Source organism: Streptomyces sp. DT224 (assembly GCF_049844595.1).
GTDB lineage: Bacteria > Actinomycetota > Actinomycetes > Streptomycetales > Streptomycetaceae > Streptomyces.
In genome coordinates, this window is record NZ_JBNCLI010000002.1 from 299,749 (window position 1) to 325,375 (window position 25,627).

General features: G+C 73.3%; 18 protein-coding genes. 9 read left to right on the top strand and 9 right to left on the bottom strand.

All coding sequences use genetic code 11. The annotated features are described in order from the left end of the window. Nucleotides 1–12: 12 nt before the first annotated feature. The 6 genes from ACLQ2N_RS05045 to ACLQ2N_RS05070 all read right to left on the bottom strand — a co-directional run bounded on the left by ACLQ2N_RS05045 (nucleotide 13) and on the right by ACLQ2N_RS05070 (nucleotide 8,160). On the bottom strand, nucleotides 13–840 hold the full coding sequence (locus ACLQ2N_RS05045; protein ID WP_425809438.1) for an inositol monophosphatase family protein: 828 nt from the start codon (nucleotides 838–840) through the stop codon (nucleotides 13–15). A 47-nt stretch (nucleotides 841–887) separates the two neighbouring features. After that, entirely contained in the window at nucleotides 888–2,165 is a 1,278-nt protein-coding gene (locus ACLQ2N_RS05050) for a lectin (RefSeq protein WP_425809440.1), read from the bottom strand. Nucleotides 2,166–2,432: 267 nt separating this feature from the next. Further along, nucleotides 2,433–4,115, bottom strand: a complete 1,683-nt coding sequence (locus ACLQ2N_RS05055; protein WP_425809442.1) for an ABC transporter family substrate-binding protein — start codon at nucleotides 4,113–4,115, stop codon at nucleotides 2,433–2,435. Nucleotides 4,116–4,173: 58 nt separating this feature from the next. Continuing rightward, complete coding sequence (locus ACLQ2N_RS05060; protein ID WP_425809444.1) at nucleotides 4,174–6,255, bottom strand: dipeptide ABC transporter ATP-binding protein; 2,082 nt, start codon at nucleotides 6,253–6,255, stop codon at nucleotides 4,174–4,176. After that, nucleotides 6,252–7,175, bottom strand: a complete 924-nt coding sequence (locus ACLQ2N_RS05065; protein ID WP_425809446.1) for an ABC transporter permease — start codon at nucleotides 7,173–7,175, stop codon at nucleotides 6,252–6,254. The genes ACLQ2N_RS05060 and ACLQ2N_RS05065 overlap by 4 nt, the downstream gene beginning before the upstream one ends. 1 nt (nucleotide 7,176) lies before the next feature. Beyond that, entirely contained in the window at nucleotides 7,177–8,160 is a 984-nt protein-coding gene (locus ACLQ2N_RS05070; protein WP_425809448.1) for an ABC transporter permease, read from the bottom strand. A 350-nt stretch (nucleotides 8,161–8,510) separates the two neighbouring features. Here ACLQ2N_RS05070 and ACLQ2N_RS05075 point away from each other — a divergent pair, with 350 nt between their 5' ends. After that, nucleotides 8,511–9,575 (top strand): lipoate--protein ligase family protein, encoded by a 1,065-nt coding sequence (locus ACLQ2N_RS05075; RefSeq protein WP_425809450.1) that lies wholly within the window; start codon nucleotides 8,511–8,513, stop codon nucleotides 9,573–9,575. On the opposite strand, the gene ACLQ2N_RS05080 is transcribed toward ACLQ2N_RS05075, so the two are convergent. Together ACLQ2N_RS05080 and ACLQ2N_RS05085 are read right to left on the bottom strand one after the other, a co-directional pair. Next, a complete protein-coding gene (locus tag ACLQ2N_RS05080; RefSeq protein ID WP_425809452.1) occupies nucleotides 9,572–11,047 on the bottom strand; it encodes an amidase in 1,476 nt (491 codons plus the stop codon). The genes ACLQ2N_RS05075 and ACLQ2N_RS05080 overlap by 4 nt on opposite strands. A 114-nt stretch (nucleotides 11,048–11,161) precedes the next feature. Next, nucleotides 11,162–11,515 (bottom strand): hypothetical protein, encoded by a 354-nt coding sequence (locus ACLQ2N_RS05085; RefSeq protein ID WP_425809454.1) that lies wholly within the window; start codon nucleotides 11,513–11,515, stop codon nucleotides 11,162–11,164. Between the two features lie 259 nt (nucleotides 11,516–11,774). Here ACLQ2N_RS05085 and ACLQ2N_RS05090 point away from each other — a divergent pair, with 259 nt between their 5' ends. The 3 genes from ACLQ2N_RS05090 to ACLQ2N_RS05100 all read left to right on the top strand — a co-directional run bounded on the left by ACLQ2N_RS05090 (nucleotide 11,775) and on the right by ACLQ2N_RS05100 (nucleotide 17,217). Further along, nucleotides 11,775–12,548 (top strand): hypothetical protein, encoded by a 774-nt coding sequence (locus ACLQ2N_RS05090; RefSeq protein WP_425809456.1) that lies wholly within the window; start codon nucleotides 11,775–11,777, stop codon nucleotides 12,546–12,548. A gap of 127 nt (nucleotides 12,549–12,675) precedes the next feature. Then, nucleotides 12,676–15,984, top strand: a complete 3,309-nt coding sequence (locus ACLQ2N_RS05095; protein WP_425809458.1) for a right-handed parallel beta-helix repeat-containing protein — start codon at nucleotides 12,676–12,678, stop codon at nucleotides 15,982–15,984. Between the two features lie 66 nt (nucleotides 15,985–16,050). Next, on the top strand, nucleotides 16,051–17,217 hold the full coding sequence (locus ACLQ2N_RS05100) for a S8 family serine peptidase (RefSeq protein ID WP_425809460.1): 1,167 nt from the start codon (nucleotides 16,051–16,053) through the stop codon (nucleotides 17,215–17,217). 6 nt (nucleotides 17,218–17,223) lie between these two features. On the opposite strand, the gene eccCa is transcribed toward ACLQ2N_RS05100, so the two are convergent. Further along, nucleotides 17,224–21,186, bottom strand: a complete 3,963-nt coding sequence (gene eccCa, locus ACLQ2N_RS05105) for a type VII secretion protein EccCa (protein WP_425809462.1) — start codon at nucleotides 21,184–21,186, stop codon at nucleotides 17,224–17,226. A gap of 184 nt (nucleotides 21,187–21,370) precedes the next feature. On the opposite strand from eccCa, the gene eccD reads away from it, so the two are divergent. The 5 genes from eccD (at nucleotide 21,371) to ACLQ2N_RS05130 (ending at nucleotide 25,620) form a co-directional block, all read left to right on the top strand. Further along, nucleotides 21,371–22,762: a type VII secretion integral membrane protein EccD gene (eccD, locus tag ACLQ2N_RS05110; protein WP_425809464.1), complete on the top strand. Its 1,392-nt coding sequence runs from the start codon at nucleotides 21,371–21,373 to the stop codon at nucleotides 22,760–22,762. A 13-nt stretch (nucleotides 22,763–22,775) separates the two neighbouring features. Further along, complete coding sequence (gene eccB / locus ACLQ2N_RS05115) at nucleotides 22,776–24,254, top strand: type VII secretion protein EccB (RefSeq protein ID WP_425809466.1); 1,479 nt, start codon at nucleotides 22,776–22,778, stop codon at nucleotides 24,252–24,254. Nucleotides 24,255–24,364: 110 nt separating this feature from the next. Beyond that, the gene (locus tag ACLQ2N_RS05120) at nucleotides 24,365–24,712 is read left to right on the top strand and encodes a hypothetical protein (protein ID WP_425809468.1); all 348 of its coding nucleotides are present in this window, start codon (nucleotides 24,365–24,367) and stop codon (nucleotides 24,710–24,712) included. A gap of 53 nt (nucleotides 24,713–24,765) precedes the next feature. Beyond that, nucleotides 24,766–25,110, top strand: coding sequence for a WXG100 family type VII secretion target (locus ACLQ2N_RS05125; RefSeq protein WP_425809470.1), 345 nt, complete (start codon nucleotides 24,766–24,768; stop codon nucleotides 25,108–25,110). Between the two features lie 42 nt (nucleotides 25,111–25,152). Next, nucleotides 25,153–25,620: a type VII secretion system-associated protein gene (locus ACLQ2N_RS05130; protein WP_425809472.1), complete on the top strand. Its 468-nt coding sequence runs from the start codon at nucleotides 25,153–25,155 to the stop codon at nucleotides 25,618–25,620. Nucleotides 25,621–25,627 lie beyond the last annotated feature (7 nt).

Sequence of the window (25,627 nt, forward strand, 5' to 3'; positions counted from 1 at the left end):
GTCCGCCCGCGGTCAGGCGCTCGCGCGCAGCGCTCCCAGGACGCGGTCGGCGGTGGCGCGGTCGCGGGCAGCGGTGAAGGGCAGGGCGTTGCCGCCCGCGATACGGAACGGCTCGCCGGTCAGCGTGGCCTGCGCGCCGCCCGCCTCGGTGACCAGGAGGAGCCCCGCCGCGTGGTCCCAGGCGTACTCCCAGCTGAAGGCGACACTGTCCAGCTCGCCCCGGGCCACGGCGAGGTATTCGAGGCCCGCCGAGCCGCAGGGGCGGGCGGCGAAGCCCTCGGCGCGCAGGCCGAGCAGGGCCGCCTTCTGCGCGTCGGTGGTGTAGTCGGGGTGGGACATCGCCACGCGCAGCACGGCGTCGGGCGCGGGCGAGCCCGCCCGGATCGGGGTGCCGTCGACGCGCGCGCCCCGTCCGCGTACGGCGACGGCCATCTCGTCCAGAGCCGGGGCGTAGGTCCAGGAGGCCAGCAGCTCGCCCCGGTGGGCGAGGGCGACCAGGGTGCAGAAGCCGGGCTCGCCGTGGACGAACTGGCGGGTGCCGTCGACCGGGTCCACGATCCACACGGGCGCCTCGCCGCCCAGCGCCTCGTACACCTTCGGGTCGGCGTGGACGGCCTCCTCGCCGACGACGACCGAGCCGGGCAGGAGCCGGCCGAGGGAGGCCGTGAGGTGTTCCTCTGCGCGCCGGTCCGCGACGGTGACGAGGTCGTGCGGGCCGTTCTTCTCGACCACCTCGTGGGCGGCGAGCTGCCGGTAGCGCGGCATGATCTCGGCGGCGGCCGCTGCGCGGACCGCCGCCTCGATGTCGGTCAGGTCACCGGCGAGGAAGGCATCGATCATGCCTCCAGCCAATCATGGCCACCCGGGGCGCCCGAGGGCCGGGCCGGTCAGCCGTTGACCGTCCACTTCTGGTTGGCCGCCCCCGTGCAGGTCCAGATCTGCAGCCGGGTGCCGTTGGCCGCGTTGTTGCCGGTGACGTCCAGGCACTTGTTCGCCTGGGGGTTCACGATGTCGCGGGCCCCGCTGACCGCCCATTTCTGCGCGGCCGATCCGTTGCAGTCCCAGAGCTGGACCGGGGTGCCGTCCGCCGTGCCGCCGGAGGCCACGTCGAGGCACTTGCCGAGCGCCCGGATGGTGCCGTCCGCGCCCACGGTCCACTTCTGCGCGGCGGTGCCGTTGCAGTCGTAGAGCTGGACCGGGGTGCCGTTCGCGGTGGCGGCGGCGACGTCCACGCACTTGCCCGCGAGCCCGGTGATCCGGCCGCCCGTGGCGGGCGGCTGGCTGTCGTTGGTGGTGACGCGGACGTGGTCGACCACGAGCTGGTTCGGGAAGGCGGTGCTGCCGTCGGGGTCGCCGGGCCAGTAGCCGCCGACCGCCAGGTTCAGGATGAGGAAGAACGGCTTGTTGAACGCCCAGGCGTTCCCGTTGGTGTCGGCGGGAGTGCGCTGCTGGTAGACGTTTCCGTCCACGGACCAGGTGATCGAGTTCGGCGCCCAGTCCACGGCGAAGGTGTGGAAGGCGTCCGCGAACGCCTGGCCGTTCGGCAGGGTGTAGCCCGCGCCGATGCCGCCGGAGCCGGAGTAGCCGGGGCCGTGCAGGGTGCCGTGCACCGTGGAGGGCTCGAAGCCGACGTTCTCCATGATGTCGATCTCGCCCGAGTTGGGCCAGCCGACCTGCCCGATGTCGTTGCCGAGCATCCAGAAGGCGGGCCACATGCCCTGGCCGCGCGGGATCTTCATGCGCGCCTCGACGTGCCCGTACGCCTGGGTGAACTTGCCGGAGGTGTTCAGCCGCGCCGAGGTGTACTGACAGGTGCCGTACCAGCACTGGTAGTTGGCGGGGTTCTCCTTGCGTGCCGTGATGACCAGATGGCCCTGGCCGTCCAGCGCCGCGTTCTTGTTGCCCGAGGTGTAGTACTGCCGCTCGTGGTTGTTGACGTTGTCGCCGGTCTCGATCTGCCACTTGCCGCCGTCCACGGCCGAACCGGCCGCGCCGTCGAACTCGTCGGAGAACGTCGTCGTGGCGGTCGCCGCGGCCTGCGCCATCGGCGCGGCATCCGCCGGGGAGGGCCCGCCGGTGCCGGCCAGACCCGCGGTGGCCAGGGCGAGAGCGAGTGCCGGGAGTACGGAGCGCAGCAGGCGCCGCGAAAGGCGTGGGGAGTCCATGACTCTCCCTTCCGGTGTGTGTGGGGAGGGAAGGGGAACCCCGCCGTGCACACGTAAGTCATGCGCATGACAGGTCGGGCAGACACGGTGGAGCGGGCATGGGCCATTGGTTCGCTACATGATTTAAGAAGTGAAGAAAGGCGGTGTCAAGAGTTTGGTACGGACCACAGGAGTCGAAGTGAGGACCGCGCCCGCACACGCCGGCGGCCCGCGGACATGAGTGACATGTCCGCGGGCCGTCGGTTCAGCGCGCGTGGGCTCCCGGCGTCACTTCTGCCAGCCGACCGTCTCCGGCAGCGGGGTGTAGAAGATCGTCGCGCCGACGTTGGCGAGGCCCTTCTTCACGCCGTACGTGGAGGGCCCGCTGAAAAGGGGCAGGAAGGCGTACTCCTGGAGCGCCTTCTTCTCGACCTCGTTCACCGCCGCCGTCTGCTCGTCCAGATCGGCGATCTCCGTGGTGGCGCGGATCTCCTTGTCGAGGGCCGGGTTGCCGGAGCCGGTGATGTTGGAGTCGCGGTCCGAGCAGTAGAAGTCGCACAGGTAGCGGGCACCGAACGGGTCCATGGAGCGGTTGCCCGACAGGAACAGGTCGAACCGGCGCTCGCTGATGGTCTTGGCGAAGTCCGCGTCGTCGCCCTTCCTGATGTCGAGGTGGATCCCGGCCGGCTTCAGCATCGCGGCCAGGGCCCCGGCGGTGGCCTTGCCCAGCGGGTCGTCGCCCAGCAGGGTGTAGCCCACGTCCAGCTTCTTGCCGTTCTTGACCCGTACGCCGTCCGGACCGGCCTTCCAGCCGGCCGCTTCCAGCGTCTTCTTCGCCTCGGCGGGGTCGTACGTGAGGACCGCCGACAGGTTGTCCTCGTACCCCTTCTGGAAGCTGTAGAGCACCGCCGAACCGGGCAGCGGCTCCTTGTAGTCGAGCCCCTGGAACTGGATCTTCGCGATCTGGGCGCGGTCGACGCTCTGCTGGATCGCCTTGCGGACGGCCTTCTCGGAGAGCACCGCCGACTTGGTGTTGAAGTACAGGGAGTACTCGAAGGGGCTGCCGCCGCTGCGGATCTCGGTGCCCTTGAGGCCCTTGACCTGCTTCAGGCTCTCCGCGTCGACGGCGGAGGTGTAGTCCAGCTGGCCGTTCTTGAAGGCGTTGACGGCCGCCGTGGACTCCAGGTTGACGTACACCCGCTTGTCCAGCTTGCCCCTCTTCCCCCACCACTTGGGGTTGCGGACGAAGGTGATGTTGCCCGAGTGGGTGTCCCACCTGCCAACGGTGTAGGGGCCGGCGCCCCACTCGGGGTGGGCCTTCTTCACGTACGCCTTGTTGAAGTTCTCGACCGTCGCCGCCTTCGGGTGCAGGAAGGTCGCGAACAGGGTGGACCAGGAGGCGTTGACCCCCTTGAAGGTGATGACGGCCTGCTTGGCGTCCTTGCCCTTCGCGACGGAGGTGATCTGGTCGTAGCCGTCCGTGGAGGACGCCGCGAACTCCTTGTCGGAACCGTTGTTGGCCTTCCAGGTGGCCTCGATGGCCCGCCAGTCGATGGGCGTGCCGTCGTTGAAGGCGGCCTTCGGGTTGATCGTCAGGACGACCTTCTGGTTCCCGCCGTCGACGGTCACCTCCACGTCGCTGTAGTAGTCCTTGTTGTACTGCACGTCGCCGGTCGGCGCATACGTGATCGCGTCGGCGTTGTACCAGCCCCAGACCCGGGCCGCGGTCAGCGTGGCATTGACGTTGAAGGGGTTGCCCTGGTCGTCGAAGGTGCCGGCGGTGGTGTACGTGCCGCCGTCCTTGATGTTCTCGTACGGCTGCGGGTTGTAGTCGACGGCGGCCGACGCGGCCTTGGGTGCCTTCTTCCCGCCCCCGTCCGAGCCGTCGCTCCCGCCGGAGGACTGGCACGCGGCGGCGGCGACGGAGACGGCGGCGATCAGGGCGACGGGCATGGCCAGTCTTGCGCGCATGGCGGAGTGTTCCTTCTGATTCGAGGGGGGTGGGAGGCGGGGGGGGAGGGAGATGCCCTCAGACGGCGTGACAGGCGTACGTGTGGCCGGGCCGCCCGGGCACCGGGGAGGCCGCGGGCCGTTCCGTACGACACCGCTCGCGGACGTCCTCCCCGGCCAGCCGGTACAGCGGGCACCGGTCCACGAAGACGCACCCCGCCGGCAGCCGGGCGGCGCTCGGCTGCTCGCCCTCCAGCACCACGCGTGCGCGGGCGCGCTCGCGCTTCGGGTCCGGGACCGGGATCGCGGACAACAGAGCCTTGGTGTACGGGTGTCTGGGGTCGGCGAACAGCGACTCGGTGTCCCCGGTCTCCACGATGTGGCCCAGGTACATCACGGCGATCCGGTCGGAGACGTACCGGACGACGGCCAGGTCATGGGCCACCACCAGGTAGGCCAGGCCGAGTTCACGCTTGAGCCGGGCCAGCAGGTTGATCACCCCCGCCTGCACGGAGACGTCCAGGGCGGAGAGCGGTTCGTCCAGCACGAGCAGCCTGGGCCGGGTCGCGAGGGCCCGGGCGATCCCGACGCGCTGGCGCTGGCCGCCGGAGAGCGCGGCGGGGAAGCGGTCGCTCACCGCCTCGTCCAGGCCGACCAGAGCGAGGAGTTCGCGGACCCGGGCCCGGGTGGACGCGCGGTCCCGGCCGATCGCGCGCAGGGGTTCGGCGAGGAGTTCGGAGACCGGCAGCCTCGGGTCGAGGGCGCCCATCGGATCCTGCATCACGATCTGTACGTCCCGGCGCAACTCCCGCAGGCGAGTGGCGGAATCGGCGGACCCCACCTCGGTTCCGGCGATCTCGATCCGGCCGCCCTCGGGCCGCTTCAGCCGCAGGATCTCCAGCAGGGTGGTGGTCTTGCCGCTGCCCGACTCCCCCACCAGGCCCAGGGTCTCCCCGGACCGCAGCTCGAAGCCGACCCCGTTGACCGCGTGCAGCGTGCCGACGCGGCGTTTGAGGACGGCCCCCTTGGTGACCGGGAAGGTCTTCACCAGGTCCTCGACCCGGAGCACCACGTCCCCGGCGGACGCGGCGCTTTCGACGGACTCCCCCGCCTCCGCCCCGCCCGCCGGATCGAGCGACCCGGCGGCGATCTCGTCCGCGCGCAGGCAGGCCACGTCCCCGTGCCCGGTGACCGCGCGCAGGGCGGGCTCGTCCGTGCGGCAGGCGTCGAGCGCGACGGCGCACCGGCTCGCGAAGGGGCAGCCGGCCGGGAGGTCCACCAGGGCGGGTGGTTCGCCGCCGATCGGGACGAGGGGGCGGCGTACCCCGCTGTCCACCGTGGGCACGGCGGCGAGCAGGCGCGCGGTGTACGGCATCACGGGGCGCGCGAACAGCTCGTCCACCCCCGCCCGCTCCACGAACCGGCCGGCGTACATGACGGCCACGTCGTCCGCGTGGCCCGCGACGACGCCGAGGTCGTGCGTGATGAGGACGAGCCCGGCGCCGGTCTCCTTCTGCGCCACGCGGAGCACGTCCAGGATCTGGGCCTGCACGGTGACGTCGAGCGCGGTGGTCGGTTCGTCGGCGACCAGGACGGACGGTTTGTTGGCGATGGCCATCGCGATGACGACGCGCTGGCGCATGCCGCCGGAGAACTCGTGCGGGAAGGAGGTGGCGCGGGCACGCGGGTCCGGGATGCCGACCAGGTCGAGGAGCTGGACGGCCTGTTCCCAGGCGGCCCGCCTGGTCAGGTCCCGGTGGACGCGCAGGGCGTCGGAGAGCAGCCGGCCCACGGTGAAGATCGGGGTGAGCGCGGAGAGCGGGTCCTGGAAGACCATGCCGATGGAGTTGCCGCGTATCGCGGACAGCTCCCTGTCGCCGAGGCCGACCAGGTCCCGGCCGCCGAGGAGCACCTGTCCGCCGGTCGCGGCGGTGGGCGGCAGGAGGCCCATGATGCCCATGGCCGTGGCGGACTTGCCGGAGCCGGATTCGCCGACGATGCCCAGGGTGCGGCCGGGCAGCAGGTCGAAGCCGATCCCGCGCACCGCCTCCACGGGGCCCGCCTCCGAGGGGAAGGTGATGTGCAGGTCGCGCACCGAGAGGACCGGGGTGACGGCGTCGCCGGGCGGCGGGGCGGTGGGCAGGGTCGTTGCGAGGGTCATCGTCGGCCTCCTGCCGCACCGGTCGTGGACGTGGGGTCGAGGGCGTCGCGCAGCCCGTCGCCGACGAAGGTCATCGACACGGTGAGCAGGACGACCAGGCCCGCCGGGAAGGCGAAGAGCCAGGGCGCGCTGGTGACGGTGTTCGCCCCGTCGGCGAGCATCGTGCCGAGCGAGACGTCCGGCGTCTGGACGCCGAAACCGAGGAACGACAGCGCGGTCTCGCTGAGGACGGTCGCCACGACGCCCAGGGTCAGGTTGACGATGAGCAGCGAGCCGAGGTTGGGGATGATGTGGCGCAGGATGATGCGGGTCGGGCTCACCCCCATGAATTCGGCGGCCGTGATGAAGTCCCGCTCCCGCAGCGAGGTCGAGACGGACCAGATGACCCGTGCGGTGGCCATCCAGCCGAACACCGTCAGGACGACGATGAGCACCCGCCAGTCACCGGCGAGCCGGTGGGAGACCAGGGCGAGGATGAGGAAGGAGGGGACGACCAGCAGGAAGTGGATGACCGCGAGGGTCGCCTTCTCCACCCGGCCGCCGAAGTACGCGGCGCTGGAGCCGATGACCGCGGCGACGACGATGGTCAGGACCGAGACGCTGACCGCGATGACCAGGGAGCGCCGCAGTCCGTGCACGGCGGAGGCATAGATGTCGTTGCCGCCCTGATTGGTGCCGAACCAGTGGGCGGCGCTCGGTGGCTGGGTGAGTGCGGCGAAGTCGGCGTCCGAGTACGCGTACGGGGTGAGGAGACCGCCGAACACGCTGAACAGCACGAGGAGGACGAAGATCGCCACACCGGCGACGGCGAGCCGGTTGCGCAGGAATCGCCGCGCGTAGAGCCGGGCGAGCCCGGAGCCGGTGTGCCGGGGCGGTGCTGCCGGGGCGGGCTTGATGAGCTCCGTCGGTTGTACGGCCATGTCAGCTCACCCTCACGCGCGGGTCGAGGAAGACGGTGGCGATGTCCGCGAGGATCGCGCCGATCGCGGTCAGGGCGGCGGCGAAGGCGGCCGTGGCGACGGTGCCGTGGATGTCGTTCTTGCTGATGGTCTGGATGAAGTAGCGGCCCATGCCGTTCCAGCCGAAGATCGTCTCGGTGATGACGGCACCGGTGAAGATCGCCGGGACGCTGAACGCCACGGAGGTCGCCGTGGGGATCAGCGCGGTGCGCACGGCGTGCCGCCGGATCGCCTGGGCGCGGGTGAGTCCGGTGGCGCGGGCGGTGCGGACGTACTCGGCGTTGAGGCTGTCGAGCAGCAGTGAGCGCTGTGTCAGGTGATAGCTCACGTAGCCCATCAGGGTCAGGGTGAGGGTGGGCAGGATCAGGTGGAGCACGCGGTCGCCGATGGTGGGGAGCAGCCCTTCGACGTTCGGCGAGTTCTCGCCCGCGACGTAGAGGAAGTGCAGCCCGGCGTGCTGGTTGAGCCAGATCGCGACGAAGACCACGGCGAGCGCGGCGACCGAGGTGGGCACGTTGAACACGGCGATGGAGATGGCCTGCGAGACCCTGTCCGCCCAGCCGTACTGCCGGGACGCCGTGTAGACGCCCAGGGCGACGCCGATGAGGACGGAGAGGAGCGTCGCCATGACGACGAGTTCGGCACTGACGAGCGAGCGGTAGCCGATCTCGCCGTTGACGGAGACACCGGTGGGCGACATGCCCCAGTCGAAGCGGGTGACGACGCCGGTGAACCAGTCCCACCACCGCTGCACGAGCGGCACGGACGGGTCCAGGTTGTACGGCGCGAGCGCCCGGTCGATCTGGGCCTCGGTGCGGACGGGCCGCAGTTCCTTGAAGTTCGACCGGGGGTCCAGGAACCAACTGGCCAGGAAATAGGTGGCGTTCGTCGCCACCACGATCATCAGGAGCCAGCCCGTCGCCTTGCGCGTCACATGGCGCAGCACGGGTGGCACCTCCTCGCGCACAGGGGGCGCGCCGTGGGGGCGCAGGGTCTGGGGGGCGTTTGCATGCGCGGTGGTGCTTTCTGGGGGTTGGGGGAACAGGTGCACGAACGTGCTCGCCCAGTCTGATCGGGGGCCGTGCGCCGGCGCCAGGCCCGGAGCCATGCCGCCACGACCTCGCAATACCGCTGTAGCAAACGGCCCGAACAGATCATGATTTGTACGCAATCAGTCGTTGCCGCCGGGCGGGCCGATCATCTGGCGATCGGCGGACTATTCCGTCCGGCGGCGACGTTGTGCCTGGTCGGAGCCCGCACGAGGCGGACGGGCCGGGCGGAAGTGGAGGCAGGACCGTGCACGGTGAGTACAAGATCCCCGGCGGCAAGCTGGTCGTGGTGGACCTGGAGGTCGAGGGCGGCGCCCTGCGCGACGTCCGGGTGGCCGGTGACTTCTTCCTGGAGCCGGACGAGGCGATCCTCGCGATCGACGCGGCTCTGGAGGGCGCCCCGGCGACCACCGACACCGTGGCCCTCGCCGCCCGGATCGACGCGGCGCTGCCGGAGTCGACGGTGATGCTCGGCCTCACGTCGGAGGGTGTCGCCGTCGCCGTGCGCCGGGCGCTGGCACAGGCCACGGAGTGGAGCGACTACGACTGGCAGCTCATCCACGACGCCCCGCAGTCCCCGGCCCTGCACATGGCCCTGGACGAGGTCATCACGGCACAGGTCGCGGCGGGCCGGCGCCCGCCGACGCTGCGGGTGTGGGAGTGGGACTCCCCCGCGGTGATCATCGGCAGCTTCCAGTCGCTGCGCAACGAGGTGGACGCCGAGGGCGTCGAGCGCCACGGCGTCACCGTCGTCCGGCGGATCTCCGGGGGCGGCGCGATGTTCGCGGAGCCGAGCAGCACCATCACGTATTCGCTCGCCGTGCCCCAGTCGCTGGTCTCCGGGCTGTCCTTCGCGGACAGTTACGCGTATCTGGACGACTGGGTGCTCGAAGCCCTCGGGGACATGGGCATCAAGGCGTGGTACCAGCCGCTCAACGACATCGCCACCGAGGTCGGCAAGATCGCCGGGGCCGCGCAGAAGCGCGTGGTCGGCCCGGCCGGCGGCCCCGGCGCGGTGCTGCACCACGTGACCATGTCGTACGACATCGACGCCGACAAGATGCTGGACGTGCTGCGCATCGGCAAGGAGAAGATGTCGGACAAGGGCACGAAGAGCGCCAAGAAGCGCGTGGACCCGCTCCGCCGGCAGACCGGCCTGCCGCGCCAGGCCGTCATCGAGCACATGATCGAGTCCTTCCGCAACCGGCACGGGCTGACCCGGGGCGAGGTGACGCCCGAGGAGCTGGCCCGGGCGGAGGAGCTGGTCCGTACGAAGTTCGCGAACGACGAGTGGACCGCCCGGGTGCCCTAACCGAGGGGCGGCGGCCGGTGGTCCTGCCAGCGCCGGTCCGCCTCCAGCTGGGCCGCCAGCGAGACGAGCCGTTCCTCGCTGCGGGACGGCCCGAGGAGCTGGGCGCCGACCGGAAGGCCGTCCTGCGTGAAGCCGGCCGGGACGCTGACACCGGGCCAGCCCAGCACGTTCCACGGCCAGGCGTACGGGCACGCCTCGGTCATCGCGACATCGGTGCGCCAGGCGCTCAGCCCGTCGAACCGGCCGATCCGGGGCGGCGGCATCGCGGTCGTCGGGGTCAGCAGCACATCGAAACCGGCGCCGCCGCGTCCGTGGTGGAACAGCGCCCCGATCCGCCGGTGCTGGTGCACCTCGCGCGCCCGGGCAGCCCGCACCACCCTGCCGCCCAGCCGGGTGCCGGTGCGGAGCGCGCTGCGGGTGCGCGCGTCCAGAAGCGCCGGCTCGGGGTGCAGGGCGGCGAGCTCGGCGATGCCCGCCGTGGCGCGGGGCACGAAGCCGAGTCCGATGAGCCCGTAGCGCGGCCGGGCCTCCTCGACGTGGTGGCCGAGCCGGGCCAGCGCCTCCGCGATCGCGGTCACCGCGCGGCGCACCTCCGGGTGGGGTGCCGTGCCGGTGAGGGTGAGCGGGGGCCGCCAGGCGAGCGCGATGCGCAGCCGGCCCGGGTCGCGGCGGGCGGCGGCCGAGGCGTCGACGGGCGGCGGGCGGTGCGGGTCCTCGGGGTGCGGCCCGGCGACGGCGTCGAGGAGGAGGGCGGCGTCCTCCACGGTCCTGGCCAGCGGTCCGTTGACGGTGAGGCCCTGGAACGCGTCGCTGTGCGGGTACACCGAGATCCGGCCGCGCTGCGGTTTGATGCCGACCAGGTGGGTCCAGGCGGCGGGGATGCGGACGGACCCCGCGCCGTCCGATCCGAGGGCGGCGGGCACCAGTCCGGCGGCGACGGCGGCGGCCGAACCCCCGGACGATCCGCCCGGGGTGTGGCCGGTGTGCCAGGGGTTGCGGGTGGCGCCGAACGCGGCGCCCTCGGTGAACGGCCACTGGCCCAGCTCGCAGGAGTTGGTCTTGCCGACGATCACGGCCCCGGCCGCGCGCAGCCTGCGTACGGCCTCGCTGTCGGTGACCGCCGCGGCCCGCTCCCCGGCGCAGCCGAAGTACGTGGGCATCCCGGCGACGTCCGTGTCGTCCTTGACCGCGACGGGCACCCCGAGCAGCGGCAGCCGCTCCCCCGCCGCGAGCCTGCGGTCGGCTTCGGCGGCCTCGGTGAGCGCGGCCTCGGCGCGCAGGTGGCGGAAGGCGTTGAGGGTGCCCTGGCTCGCCTCGGTCCGGGCCAGCGCGGCGGTGACGAGTGCGGTGGAGGTGGTCCGGCCGTCCGCGAGGGCCCGCGCACTGTCGGCGAGCCCGCGCGGGGCGGAGTCCGGGGCGTCCCGGTCGGGTACGGGTTCTTCGGCCGTTCGGGTGGCCGGGGCTGAGGACATGGGCGGCTCGCCTCCTCGTACCGTCAGGTGCGCGCGTACACCTGTCCGCGCGAACGGACTTACTGGAGGGTAACGAGTGGGCGGGCCGCCCTCAACCGTTCGGTACGAAGACCCTTAAGGGCGCACGCTGATCTCGCCGATGCCGGTGCCGAGGCCGGCGCAGTGCGCGGTGGACTGGCCGGACTGGCCCGGGGCGAGGGTGACGTGCTCGCCGTCCACGTCGGGTGACCAGCCGCAGACCAGGTGGACCCAGAAGGTCTGGGTGGTGGAGCCGTTGTTCCGGCACAGCGCGTAGCCGGTGTAGTCGTCCACGGCGTGCTTGCCGGTGTCGCAGGACAGGCCGGGCGGCGTGGCGGCGGCCGGGGCCGCGACGGCGAGGCCGCCGGCCACGGCGAGGGCCGCGGACAGGCCGGTGACGGCGGCCCGGCGCAGCGCGGAGCGGGTCGGGTTCCCCAGGGTCTTCTTCATGGTGCCCTTTCGGTGGTGACCGCCCGTGACCGCCGGGGCGGCACGCGCGGTCGCGTTCGACTCTGGCGCGGGCGGACGCAGGAGCGGGCCGCCCGCGGTCTGTCCAACCCGGGAACGCCGGGAAACGTCACGCTGGGTAGGTGCCGCCGGGCGTGCCTTGCGCCGAACGGGCGGCTTTCACTCCCCCGGCGTACGCTCGACGGGACCGGACCGCAGTCATCCGGCAGTCCCCCACGACCCTTCGCACCGAGGAGGCGACGTGACCGGTTCACCTCTCGGCACCCGCCCGGCCGCGTGGGCCGCCGCGTTCCTGATCGGCGCCGGCGGTACCGGCGTCCTCGGCGGCGTGGCCCACGCGGAGGACATCGACCATCTCACCGCCCAGCAGATCGCCGACCGCTCGCGGGACGCGCTGCTCGGCGCGGAGTCCCTGCACGTGTCCACCCGGGGCGACCTGGGCAAGGGCACCCCGTCCATGTCCCTGGACCTGGCCGTGGACCGGCACGGCAATTGCAACGGCTCGGTGGATCTGGGCCGGAGCCAGGGCTCGGTACTGATCGTCAAGCGCGGTGACGACGTGTGGCTGAAACCGGACGCGGACTTCTGGAAGAACCAGGTCCCGAACGGCGGTTCGGCCTTCGCGGCGATCGTCGGTGACCGCTATCTGAAGGCGCCCGCCGACAGCCCCCGGCTGCGCGCCCTGACGAAGGCGTGCGACCTCAACACCTTCCAGAAGCTCGTCAGCGACAACGCGAACGACGACACGGGCACGCTCAACAAGGGCGCGAAGACCGCCATCGGCGACACGTCCGTGATCCCGCTGACCCGGATGCGCGGCGACATGACGCTGACGGTGGACGTCGCCGCGACCGGCAAGCCCTATCCGCTGCGGCTGTCGCTGCACGGCGGGGACGGCACGGACGCGGTGGTCAACCTCTCGGACTTCGACCAGCCGGTGCCGAAGAACACGCCGTCGCCCGCCGACTCGTACGACGTCAGCGCCCTGCTGAGCCGGACGCCCGCCCCGACCTGACGTCCACGGACCTCCATGGCGGCCGACCTGCGACAACGGGCATGATAGGAACGCCCGTTCCCGCAGATTCACCGGATGCCGCGCGTCCCCGCCGCCCTCAGGGGCCGGGGGCCGGGAGGTCAGATTCGTGTCACGCCAGGTCCTCACCGTCGCAGCGGACGGTTCGGGCGACTTCCGCACCGTCGCGGAGGCCGTCGCCCACGCCCGCACCGGAGCCGTCGTCGCCCTCCGGCCCGGCCGGTACGAGGAAGCCCTCACCGTCGCCGCCGCGATCACCCTGACCGCGGCCGAGGGGCCGGGCACCGCGGAGCTGGCGCCCCGGCGCGGGACCGCCCTGACGCTCACCGGCGACGCCCTGATGGTCAGTGACCTGGTCCTGCGCGGCCACGACGACGAGTTGCCCGTGGTCGACGTGCCACGCGGGCAGATCGCCCTGGACCGCTGCGAGGTGCACGGCTCCTCCTGGGCGGCCCTGTTCGCCCGCGGCAGCGGCTCCCTCGCCCTGCGCTCCTGCCGGGTCGGCAACCCGGCGGGAGCGGGCCTGGTGTCGACCTCCGGGAACGAGAGCTTCCTGGAGGACTGCCTGGTCGAGCACCTGGGCACCTCCGCCGTGGTGGCCGGGGAGCGCGGGCGGATCACCGTCCGCCGCAGCCGGCTGCGCGACGCGCGGGGCAACGGCGTGCTGGCCAACGGCCAGGCCCAGGTGCTGTTGGAGGACTGCGCGATATCCGCCACCGACAAGCCCGGTCTCGCCGTGGAGGAGGACGGCACCGCGCGCATGGTGCGCGGCACGGTCCGTGAGTCCCTGGTCGGTGTCCACATCAGCTCCACCGGGCCGTCGGTGCTGGAGGAGGTCACGGTCGGCGACACGACGGGGCACGGCCTCGTGGTGGGGGCCGGCAGTTCGCCCGTACTCACCGGCTGCCGCACGGAACGGACCGCCGGGCACGGACTGTTCGTGACCGAGCGCAGCCGGGGCACCTTCGCCGACTGCGTGTTCGCCGCCGCCCAGGACGCGGCGGTCCGGGTGAGCGGCTTCTCGTCACCGGTGCTGACCGGGACCGTGGTCCAGGACGCGCAGGCCGTCGGGGTGCTGCTGGACGAGGACTCCGCCGCCGAGTTCGACCGGCTGGAGGTACGGGACTCGGGCGCGTCCGGGATCGTGGTGCGGCGCGGCGCCAACCCCCTGCTGCGCCGCGCCACCGTCACCCGGTCCGCCGCGCACGGCGTCGAGGTCGTCAAGGACGGCCGGGGACGCCTCGAGGAATGCGTCATCGAGGGCTCGGGCGGCTCCGCCGTCCATGTGGCCGGGCACGGGAACCTGTACGTCGGCGGCGGCACCCTGCGCACCACGGGCGCGGCGGGAGTCCATGTCGGCGCGCTCGGCACCCTCACCCTGCGCGACACCGGTGTGGACGCGGCCGGCGGGCCCGGTGTCCTGGTGGAGGCGGAGGGCGAACTGTCCGCGGCGCGGGCGCGGATCACCGGAGCGGGCGAGCACGGGGTGCTGGTCGCGGCGGGCGCCCGGGCCTCGCTGAACGCCTGCGAGGTGACCGGGTCGGGCGGTGACGGGGTCCGGGTGGAGGGCGCCGACCCGGTGTCGCTCACCGGGTGCGAGCTCCGGGACAACCGGGGCAGCGGGCTGCGGCAGGCGGTGCCGGGCGAGCGGCTGGCCGTGGACCGGCTGACCAGCGCGGGCAACGGTGCGCCGGACGCCTGGGGCAGCGCGGCGGGCGCCGAGGCGGCGGGCGACGGCCGGCTGCCCGGTGGCGCGGTGCCCCGGGCGGCGGAGCCGGAGCAGGACGGCGGGCCGGTGGCGGAGCTCCAGTCGCTGATCGGGCTCGACGAGGTGAAGCAGCAGGTCCTGACGCTGATCAACCTGAACCGGCTGGCACAGCGGCGCGCCAGTCTCGGGATGCCCGCCCCGCCGATGAGCCGCCACCTCGTCTTCGCGGGCCCGCCCGGCACCGGCAAGACCACGGTGGCCCGGCTGTACGGGGCGATCCTGGCGTCGCTCGGGGTGTTGCGATCCGGGCACCTGGTGGAGGTGTCGCGGGCGGACCTGGTGGCGCAGGTCGTCGGCGGGACCGCGATCAAGACCACCGAGGCGTTCACCCGGGCCCTGGGCGGGGTGCTGTTCGTGGACGAGGCGTACACGCTGCTGTCGGACGGCGGGGGTTCGGGTGCCGACTTCGGCCGGGAGGCCATCGACACCCTGGTCAAGCTCATGGAGGACCACCGGGACGACGTGGTGGTGGTCGCGGCCGGCTACCCGAAGGAGATGGCCGCCTTCCTCGCCTCCAACCCGGGTCTGACCTCGCGTTTCACCCGGAGCGTCGAGTTCACCGACTACACGTCGGACGAACTGGTCACGATTGTCGAACGGATGTGCACGGCCCACCGCTACGAGCTGGAGCCGGCGGCCCGGACCGCGCTGGTCGCCCACTTCGACGCCGTGCCGCGTGACGCGGGCTTCGGCAACGGGCGCACCGCGCGCAAGGTGTTCGAGGAGATGGTGGACCGCCAGGCGTCCCGGCTCGCGGCCCTGCCGGAGGTGAACGAGCGGGACCTCGCGGTGCTCACCGCCGAGGACCTCGGGGTCTCGGCGGCGCCGGCGGCCGGGGCGGGCGACGACCCGCTCCTGCGGCTGGACGCCCTCGTGGGGCTGGCGGCGGTCAAGCGCGAGGTGGGCGACCTGGTCAACCTGCTGGCCGCCGCCCGCCGCCGCAGCGAGGCGGGGCTGCCCGTGCCCCGGATCAGCAACCACCTCGTCTTCGCGGGCCCGCCGGGCACCGGCAAGACCACCGTCGCCCGGCTCTACGGGGAGCTGCTGGGCTCCCTGGGGGTGCTGCCGCGCGGCCAGCTGGTCGAGGCGTCCCGGGCGGACCTGGTGGGGCGCTGGGTGGGCCATACGGCGCAGCTCACCCGGGAGGTCTTCGAGCGGGCCCTGGGCGGTGTGCTGTTCATCGACGAGGCGTACGCGCTCACCCCGGCCGGCGGTTCCGCCTCCTCGGACTTCGGGCAGGAGGCGGTGGACACCCTGCTGAAGCTGATGGAGGACCACCGCGACGAGGTGGTGGTGATCGTGGCCGGCTACACCGAGGAGATGGAGCGCTTCCTCGGCTCGAACCCGGGCCTGGCCTCCCGCTTCGCCCGCCACATCGAGTTCCCCGACTACACCTCGGACGAGCTCGTGACCATCGTGCGCCAGCACGCCGTCGACAACGGCTACGCGTGCGCGCCGGGTGCGGCGACCGCCTTGCGGGCGCATTTCGAGGGGCTGCCCCGGGGCCGTGCGTTCGGCAACGCCAGGCTGGCCCGGCAGACGCTGGAGCAGATGATGACCCGCCAGGCGGGGCGGCTGAGCGCGCTCGCCGCCCCGAGCCTGGACGACCTGCGGCTGCTGCTTCCGGAGGACCTGCCGGCCGTACGCTGACCCGGCGCGCCCCGGGGCCGGTCCGGCCCGCCCACTTCCCCCCGTACCGAATCGAGGAACGGCCCGATGCGCCGAACCGCCACCGTGCTGCTGCTCGCAGCGGCCCTCACCGCGCTGTCCTGCCCGCCCGCTCCGGCCGACGACGGGGCCGGGGTGGTCCTGCCGGCCGTCCCCGAGCGGCTGTCCGCTCAGCAGAAATGCACCTCGTTCAAGGGGCGGGCCGCGCCGGACGCGCCCTGGACCCGCGGCGCGCTCGCCCTGGACCAGGTGTGGGCGCTGTCCCGGGGCCGTGGGGTGACCGTCGCGGTGGTCGGTACGGGGGTGAGCGACGCGCCCGCCGTGCTCGCGGGTCGGGTGAGGGCCCTGGGCGACGCGGGCCGTGACTGCGTGGGCCGGGGGACGTTCCAGGCCGGGCTGATCGCCGGTGCGGTGACCCCCGGTCAGGGCTTCGCGGGTGTCGCGCCCCGGGCCCGGATCCTCGCGGTGCGGGGCACGGGCGGGCGCGGTGAGCCGGACCCGGCCCGGCTGGCGGCCGGGGTGCGGGAGGCCGCGGCGGCGGGGGCGGACGTCATCACGGTGACGGCGCCGCTGGACGGTGGGGACAAGGCGGTGCGGGCGGCGCTCGGGGCCGCCGCCCGGGCCGACGCGCTGGTGGTCGTGCCGGCGGCGGCGGACAGCGTCCCGTCGGGCTCCTCGGGTGCGACGCCCCGGCCCGCGCCCGCGCCGCCCGCGAGCGCGCTGGCCGTTCTCGACACCGGACCGCAGGGCACCCGCCCGGACTCCGCTCCCGGCTTCACCCGCGCCGATCTCACGGCACCCGGCGACGCGCTGGTGGGCCCGGGACCGGTGGGCGACGGGAAGTGGACGGGGTCGGGCGCCTCGCTGGCGGCGGCGGTGACGGCGGGCACGGCGGCCCTGGTCCGCTCCTACCGGCCGGAGCTGACGGCCGCCGAGGTACGGGAGCGGCTGCTGCGGACCGCGTACCCCGGTGACCTGCCGGCGCTCGACCCGTACGGCGCGGTGGCGGGTGTCACCGGGAGCCCGGCCCCGCCGGCGGTCGCGTCCGCCGATCCGGTCCGCCTTCCGGCCGCCCCGGACTCGGGGGGCGCCCGCACCACGGCGCTGCTGGTCACCGGCGGCGCGGTCGGGGCGGCGCTGCTCGTGGCGGGTGCGGCGGCGGTCCTGCCCCGCGGGAGGGCGCGGAGGTGGCGTCCGGGGCGGATCGCGGACTGACCGCCGTCACCGGGGTCCCGGCTCCTCGTCCGGCAGCGCCAGGTGCATCAGGGCGGCTTTGCGGCGTGCGATGCGCACGGCGCGGCCCGGCGGCAGGTTGCGGGGCTTCACGCTGTCGAAGACGTACCCCTCGGAGGGCGGGCAGGAGAACTGGAGGGCCGGGGAGTTGACCTCCTGGAGCTTGCGCATCAGGGGGTCCATCCGGGACGCGCCCGTCGCCGCCCTCGCCACGACGAGGTGGAGGCCGACCTCGTACCCCAGGGGGAGGTGCGGCAGCAGGGGCTCGAAGGGGCCGTTGAACGCCGAGCCGACCATCTCGTAGTCGTCCACCAGGACGAAGAGGCGCGGCCCGGTCCACCAGTCGGCCCGACGCATCCGGGCGGGCGAGATGTCCTCGCCGGGGGCGCGGACGGCCATGGCGCGGGCCACCCCGTCGACGAGCTCGCGCAGCGGGTCGGCGGCGACGGCGTGGCCGAGTCGGTATGCCTCCGGGACCGCTTCGATCAGCTCCCGGCGGTAGTCGACCACGAGGATGCGGGCCTGGTCGGGGGTGTGCGCGGCCATGATCCGCTGGGCGATCAGGCGGAGCGCGCTGGTCTTGCCGCTCTCCGTGTCGCCGACCGCCACCAGGTGCGGGCTCTGCTCGAAGTCGTGCCACACCGGAGCGAGTTCGGCCTCGTCCAGGCCGAGCGGAATGCGCAGCGGGCGGTCGGCCGCGACCGCCGGGAGTGCGGCGGCGGCGAGCCGGGTGGGCAGCATGCGGACCGGCGGGGCCGGGGGCGCGTCCCAGTTCTCCGCGACCGCGTCCACGAGGTCGGCGAGCGCCTCGGCCAGGTCGTCCGTGCCCTCGCCGCCGTCGATGCGGGGCAGCGCGGTGAGGAAGTGGAGCTTGTCGGTGCTGAGGCCGCGGCCCGGCACGGCGGGGACGGTCCCCGCCGTGCGGATGTCGATGCCGGAGTCCATCGGATCGCCCATGCGCAGCTCCAGGCGGTTGCCCACCTGGTCGCGCAGGGCGGCGGAGAGCTCCACCCAGCGGCTGGTGCTGATCATCAGGTGGATGCCGTAGTTGAGGCCGCGGGTGGCCAGGCCGTTGAAGGCCGCGACGTCGTCGAACATGTCGTTGCGGACCGTGGACCAGCCGTCCACGACGAGGAAGACGTCCCCGAACGGCTCGTCCGCGTACTCCCCGGCCGCCCGCCGCTTGCGGTAGGTGGCCATGGAGTCGATGCCGTGCTCCTGGAAGAAGACCTCGCGCCGGTTGAGGAGGGAGGTGACCTCCGCCAGGGTGCGGGAGACCCGCTCGGCGTCGAGGCGGCCGGCGACACCGCCGACGTGCGGCAGCCCGGCCAGCGCCTGCAGGGCGCCGCCGCCGAAGTCCAGGCAGTAGAACTGCACTTCGCGCGGGGTGTGGGTGAGGGCGAGCGCGGTGATGAGGGTGCGCAGAACGGTGCTCTTGCCGCTCTGCGGTCCGCCCGCGACGGCGAAGTGGCCGCCCGCGCCGGAGAGGTCCACGGTGAGCAGGTCGCGTACCTGCTCGAAGGGCTTGTCCACGATGCCGACGGGCACCCGCAGCATCCCCCTCTCGGGCGATCCGGCGCAGGTGAGCCCGAGCTCGGGGTCGGGGACCACCGGGGGCAGCAGGGCGTCCAGAGCGGGCGGGGTGTCGAGCGGCGGAAGCCAGACCTGGTGGGCGGGCGGTCCGCTGCCCGCCAGCCGCTCGATGGCCAGCGCGAGCAGGGACTCGCCGGTGCCGGGCCCGGCGGCCGGTTCCGGGTCGGGCGTCGTGGGCAGGGTCCGGGGCACCACCCAGCCGGTGCCGAGGGGCACGACCTGGCGGGCGATCCGGGCCTGCTGGACGCTGCCCCGCTTGGGCGTGTACGCGCCGGAGACGTAGGCGGCGCGGAACCGGGTGAGGGATTCGACGCCGCTCTTGAGGTAGCCGCTGCCGGGGGTGGGAGGCAGGTGGTAGGCGTCGGGGACGCCGAGGACGCCGCGGCTCTCGATGGCGGAGAAGGTGCGCAGGCCGATGCGGTACGAGAGGTGGCTCTCCAGCTGGTGCATGCGCCCTTCCTCCAGCCGCTGCGAGGCGAGCAGGAGGTGGACGCCCAGCGAGCGGCCGAGCCGGCCGATCATGACGAAGAGGTCCATGAACTCGCGGTGCGCGGCCAGCAGTTCGGAGAACTCGTCCACGACGACGAAGAGCGAGGGCAGGGGCGCGAGGGCGGCCCCTGCCGCGCGGGCCTTCTCGTACTCCAGGACCGAGGAGTAGTTGCCCGCCCGGCGCAGCAGCTCTTGGCGGCGCATGAGTTCGCCGTGCAGGGCGTCCTGCATGCGGCCGACGAGCGGGGTCTCCTCGGCGAGGTTGGTGATGACGGCGGAGGTGTGCGGCAGGGTGTCCAAGCCGAGGAAGGTGGCGCCGCCCTTGAAGTCGACGAGGACGAGGTTGAGCGTCTCGGACGAGTGCGTCAGGGCGAGTCCGAGCACGAGGGTGCGCAGCAGTTCGCTCTTGCCGGAGCCGGTGGCGCCGATGAGCATGCCGTGCGGGCCCATGCCGCCCTGCGCGGACTCCTTGATATCGAGTTCGACGGGCCTGCCGTCCTCGCCGACGGCGATCGGCACCCGCAGCCTCTCGCGGCTCTCCAGGGGGCGGCCGAACAGCTTGTGCGGGTCGTGGGCACGCAGGTCGGGTATGCCGAGCAGGTCGGTCAGTTCGGTGTCGGTGGCGAAGGGCTCGGCCGCGACGGCACCGCCGCCCAGCCGGTAGGGGGCGAGCCGTGCGGCCAGGGCGCGGGCGGCGACGGGTCCGAGCGCGTCGGGTTCGCCGAGCAGCGTCGCCTGCTCCTTGCGGTCGCGGTCGGTGCGTACGAGGAAGAGACCGTCGTCCTGGAGGCGCAGGCGCAGGGTGCCGCGGGCGGGCTTCCAGGTGAAGGAGTCGGAGAGGTCGAGGACGACGGCGTTGCGGTAGCCGGGGCCCTCCAGGCGGTGGCCGGCGGGGACGGTGCCGCCGTCCACGACGATGACGGTGTACGGCTCCTCGCGGCCGGGCGGGGTCTCCGGGTCGAAGGGCGGGCGTTCCGTGAAGTCGGCGCCGAGCAGTTCCTCCAGCTCCACCAGGCCGGCGGCGACGGTGCGGGCGGAGCCCGCGCCGTCGCGCTGGTAGGCGTGCTGGACATGCGGCAGCCACTTCAGCCACTCCCAGTCGGCGCGCCGCTCGTCGGACACGCACACGGCTACGGCCAGCTCCTCCGGTGCGTGGAAGGCGGCGAGCTGGGCGATGAGCGCCCTGGCCAGGGCGCGGGCCCGGTCCTCGTCGCCCCGCACCAGGACGCGGGACCAGGAGCGCAGGTACAGGGCGATGGGCTGGTCCGGCACGGTGCCGTAGGCGCGGATGAAGCGGCGCAGGGCGTGCGCGGAGAGCGGTTCGAGGTCCTCGACGGGCTTGGTGGACAGGGGGGCGAGGCGGCTGCCCAGCTTCTGTTCGCCGACTGCGACGCGGATCTCGGTGAAGTCCTCGTCGGCGGGGCGGCGTTCCCACTGCCGGCTGGTGCCGGTGAGCGCCCAGAGGGCGGCGGGGTCGGGGTGCCGCCAGGCGAGCGCCCGCTGCTGCTCGGCGACGGTGCGGCGGATCCTTCGCCGGGTCTGGGCCAGGTAGCGCAGGTAGTCGCGGCGCTCGCCCTTGAGCTTGCGCTTGCGCTCGCCGGCGCCCCGGATCAGCTGGCCGACGACCATCGCCACGGACGAGAGCAGCATCAGGCCGATGGCGAAGTAGCTGAACGTGGTGACCTGCCCGGGGCGGATGAACATCATCAGCATGGCGAGCGAGGTGAGGCACATCGGCAGGTACATCCACAGCGCCGAGGCGTTGGGCTCCGACTCGGGGAGCGTGGGCGGTTCCTGCAGGCTGATCTCGCCGTCCGGCATGTCGGGGCCCCGTCTGCGGGCCGGACGGCGGAACAGGACAGTGCTCACGCGGGCTTCTCTCTTCGGGCTGCTCGCGCCGGATGCCGCCGGAAGGGGCGGCACCGGCCGGGCACGGGGACGGACCGGCACACGAAGGAGGCAAACGCGTGTGCGACCTGTTGCCCGGTCAACGGTAGTGTGTCGTGATCCACTTCGGAATCCCGGCCTCGCGGAGAGGTGTGGCCACGCCGCCATGACAGACATATCCACCACCGGACTGTGCCGGCTCAGTGTCCGGGCACCGCAGCGCCTGATCGACCTCGCCGTGCCCGCCGACGTACCCCTGGCCGATCTGCTGCCCATCCTCCTCGACCACGCGGGCGAGGACCTCGCCGAGCAGGGCATCGAACACGGCGGCTGGGTCCTGCAACGGCTCGGCGGAGGCCCCCTCGACGAGGAGGGCACCCCCGAGGGGCTGTCGCTGCGCGACGGCGAGACCCTGCTGCTGCGCCCCCGCACCGAGGCGCTGCCCGCCATCCACTTCGACGACCTGGTCGACGGGGTCTCCACCACGATGCGCGAACGGCCGCACGGCTGGGCGGTCCGCAGCGGCCGGTGGCTGCTGCGCGGCACCGCCGTCGTGCTGCTGGCCGCCGGGCTGCTGGTGCCGGCGCTTCCGGGTGGCTCGGCCGAGCTGCGCGCCGCCCTCGCGGCGGGGACCGGCCTGCTGGTGCTCTTCGGGGCGGCGTCGGCGAGCCGGGCGGTCGGCGACGCGGCGGCGGGCGCGGCGCTCGGTGCCCTGGTCGCGCCCTATCTCGCCCTGGCCGGCTGGCTGCTGCCCGCGGGCGACCCCGGCCCCGAGCTGCTGGGCTCGCGGCTGCTCGCCGCGTCGGCCGCCGCCGCGGCCGGGGCGGTCCTGGCCGTCGCCGCGGTCGCCGCGTTCGTCCCCCTGCTGCTGTGCGCGGCGGTCGTCGCGGGCGCGGGCGGCCTGTGGGGCACGCTGATGCTGACCCTGGACGTGCCCGCCTCGCACGCCGCGAGCGTCGTCGCCGTCGCCGCCGTCGTCTTCGGCGGGCTGGTCCCCGGCCTCGCGTTCCGGCTGTCGGGCCTGCGACTGCCCGCGCTGCCGGCCAACGCGGAGCAGTTGCAGGAGGGCATCGAGCCCCACCCGCACCGGACGGTGGTGACCCGCACCGCGCTCGCCGACGAGTGGATGACCGCCCTGTACGCGGCGGCGGGTCTGGTCTGCTCCGGGGTGCTCGCCGCACTGGTGCTGGACCGGCCGACGACCGCGTCCCAGGTGACCGCCGCCGTCCTGTCGGTGCTCCTGCTGCTCCACGCGCGCGGTATCGGCAACGCCTGGCAGCGGCCCGCGGTGATGCTGCCCGGGCTGTGCGGGCTGATGCTCCTCGCAGTGCGCGCCGCCGCGGTGCTGACGCCGGGTCAGCGGCCTTTCCTGCTCGCCGCGTTGCTGGCGCTCGCCGCGACGGCGGCCATCGCCTCCTGGACAGTCCCCGGCCGCCGGATGCTGCCGCACTGGGGCAGGGCCGCCGACCTCGTGCACTCGCTCGCGGCCGTGGCGTTGATCCCGCTCGCCCTGTGGGTGCTCGGCGTCTACGCGACGCTGCGCACCGCGACCGGCTGAGGGGGCGGCAGGCATGCAGTCACGCAAGGACCAGGTCCAGGCGCACATGTTCGTCATGGGCCGCCTCACCAGCGGCATGCTGCGCGGCGACCCGGACGCGCCGGAGTCCCCCGTCGGCCGCACCAACCGGGGCATGGGCTGGGGCCTCGGCCTGGGCGTCGTCCTGGCGGTCGGGTTCCTCCTGTTCGGGCTGATCTCCCCGGCGGGCTCGAAGTCCTGGCGGGAGGAGACCGCGCTGATCGTGCAGAAGGACACCGGCACCCGCTACCTGTACCTCGACGGGAAGCTGCACCCGGTGCGCAACTACGCCTCGGCGCGGCTGATGTCCGCGGACACCCTCACCACGGTCCAGGTGTCCGCCGCCTCGCTGCGCGGGGAGCCGCACGGCACCCCGGTCGGCATCCCCGGCGCCCCGGACTCCCTCCCCGCCGCCGACGATCTGGAGACCGGTGCCTGGCAGGTCTGCGCCGACGAGCCGGAGCGCACGGGCCCCGACGGCACCGGGCGCGCCGCCGTGACGTCGCTGCGGGTGGGCTTCCCCGTCGGGGGCACGTCTCCCGGCGCGGACCGCGCGGTGCTCGTCGAGGCGCCGGACGGGCAGCGGTACGTGCTGTGGGGCGACCACCGGCTGCGGCTCGGCGGGCATGGGGCCGCCGAAGCGCTCGGCTACTCGGGCGCGACCCCGGTGCGGGTGTCGGCCGCTTTCCTGGACAGCGTCCCGGCGGGCGCCGACCTGGTGGCGCCCGAGGTGGACGGGCGCGGGGCGGCGGGCCCCCGCATCGGCGGGCACACCGGCCGCGTCGGGCAGGTGTACCGGCTCTCCTCCCCCGGGGCCGCCGCGCGCTACTACGTGCTGGAGAGGTCCGGGCTGCGGGCGCTGGGCGACCCGGGTGCGGCGTTGGTGCTGGGCGACGACCGTACGGCGAAGCTGGCGTACGGGGGCGAGGTGCCGGCCGCGATCGCGCTCACGGCCGACCAGCTCGCCCAGCACCGCGCCCCGGGTGCGGAGGCGGCCCAGGACCCCGCGCGGTGGCCCGACCGGACGCCCGCGCTGCGGGAGCCGGGCCCCGGCGCCTCGGTGTGCGCGCAGATCCGGCCGGAGGGGGCGACGCCCACGGTGCGCCTCGCACTGGTGCCGAGGGCCGCGAAGGCGGATGCCCCGGCGGCCGGCCCGGAGATCGCGGGGGCGTGCCTGGCGGTGGACGGGGTGGCGGTGCGGCCCGGGGGCGGGGCGCTCGTCCAGGTGCTGGGCGCCGGTGGTTCGGCGATCGGGTCGACGGCATACCTGGTGACGGACGCCGGGGTGAAGTACCGGCTGCCGGACGCGGAGTCGGTCGAGCGGCTGGGGCTCAAGGGCGGTCACGCGCAGGCCGTTCCCTCGCGGCTGCTGGACATGCTGCCCACAGGCCCGGTGCTGGACGTCGCGGCGGCGACCGGGGCGGCCCCCGCGAGGGGCGGCGACACGTGCGGCGACGCACAAAAGATCAAGTAGGGCTCAGATTTGACCCCGAATCATTGTTTCCGACACATCAGTGTCCCTAGCATCTACACACCCCACGTCACAGCGGTCCCTCCTCGCCCTTCAGGAAGGCAGTACCAGCCATGACCACTCCCCCCGCCCCGGGCGGCATCCAGACCTCGGCGCAGTCCGAGAACGAGAAGGGCTATACCGCGCTCGGCATGGTGAAGTCGGGCATCGAGCAGTCCCAGCAGGAGGTCCGCACGACCATGGGGACGCTGATGGCCGCTTACGGCGGACAGGACGGCGGCGCGTTCCAGCGCCTGCTGACGGACTGGAACGCGCAGGTGGACCTCATCACGAAGAACGTCGGCGAGATGATGCAGAAGCTGCAGGAGACCGGGGTCCAGCAGCGCAACGTCCAGCAGCTGACCACGGACACCATCCTCACCAGCGGCCGGTCGCAGAACGTCTTCGACCAGCTGGCCTGATCCGCGCGGCACGTTCCGGCCCGTCCCACTCCCGCTCCCGTAAGGAGTCCGCCATGACCACCCCGTCCGGCTACGACCACTCCAACAAGACCGACGGCATCATCCACGTCGAGTACAAGCACGTGGACCAGGCCGCGGAGGACATGCGGCTGCAGACGCAGCGCATCAAGGACCTCGTCACCGCCCTCAACGAGGAGCTCCAGGGCCTGCACGGCGCCTGGCAGGGTGCCGACGCGGCGACGTACGCGACGCTCCAGACCAGCTGGAACACCGCGACGGAGCAGCTCGGCCAGGTCCTGTCCCGGCACAGCTCGACGCTGAACGAGATCTCCGACCTCTACCGCAGGCACGAGAACCGCAGCGCGTCGGAGTGGGGCGGCATCCGCGTCGGGCGCTGACCCGGTGCCCCTCCTCGTCCGCCGAACCCCTGGAGAGCAGTGATGGCGACCTCGCCGACCGACCTGTCCCACCTGGACACGGAGACCCTGCGCAGATTCACCGATACAGATGTGGCGGAGTTCGTGAAGCTGCTGACGGATCTCATCGAGGACACTGCCGGGCACGAGGTGTCGGGGATGGCGGCGCTGGCGGCCCAGTTCTCCGCGCCGGAGACCGGTTATGTCAGGACGGCGCTGAAGGTGGGGAAGCTGGGAGCCTCCGGTGACGAGGCGTCGGGCCCGCTGTCCGTAGCCCCGCTCCTCACCTACCTGTCCTCGGCGGCCACCTCGCTGGCCGGGATCGAGGAGGACCAGCTCAGGCTGTTCAACGACATCAAGCGTGAACTGGGCGCGGTGGTCACCGACATGGAGAAGACACAGAAGGACAGCCTCGACGAGATCGAGAGCCAGAAGTTCCTGAACGACCTGCGCGACGTGAACACCGATCTGGCCCCCACCAAGCCCGCCTGACCTCCGT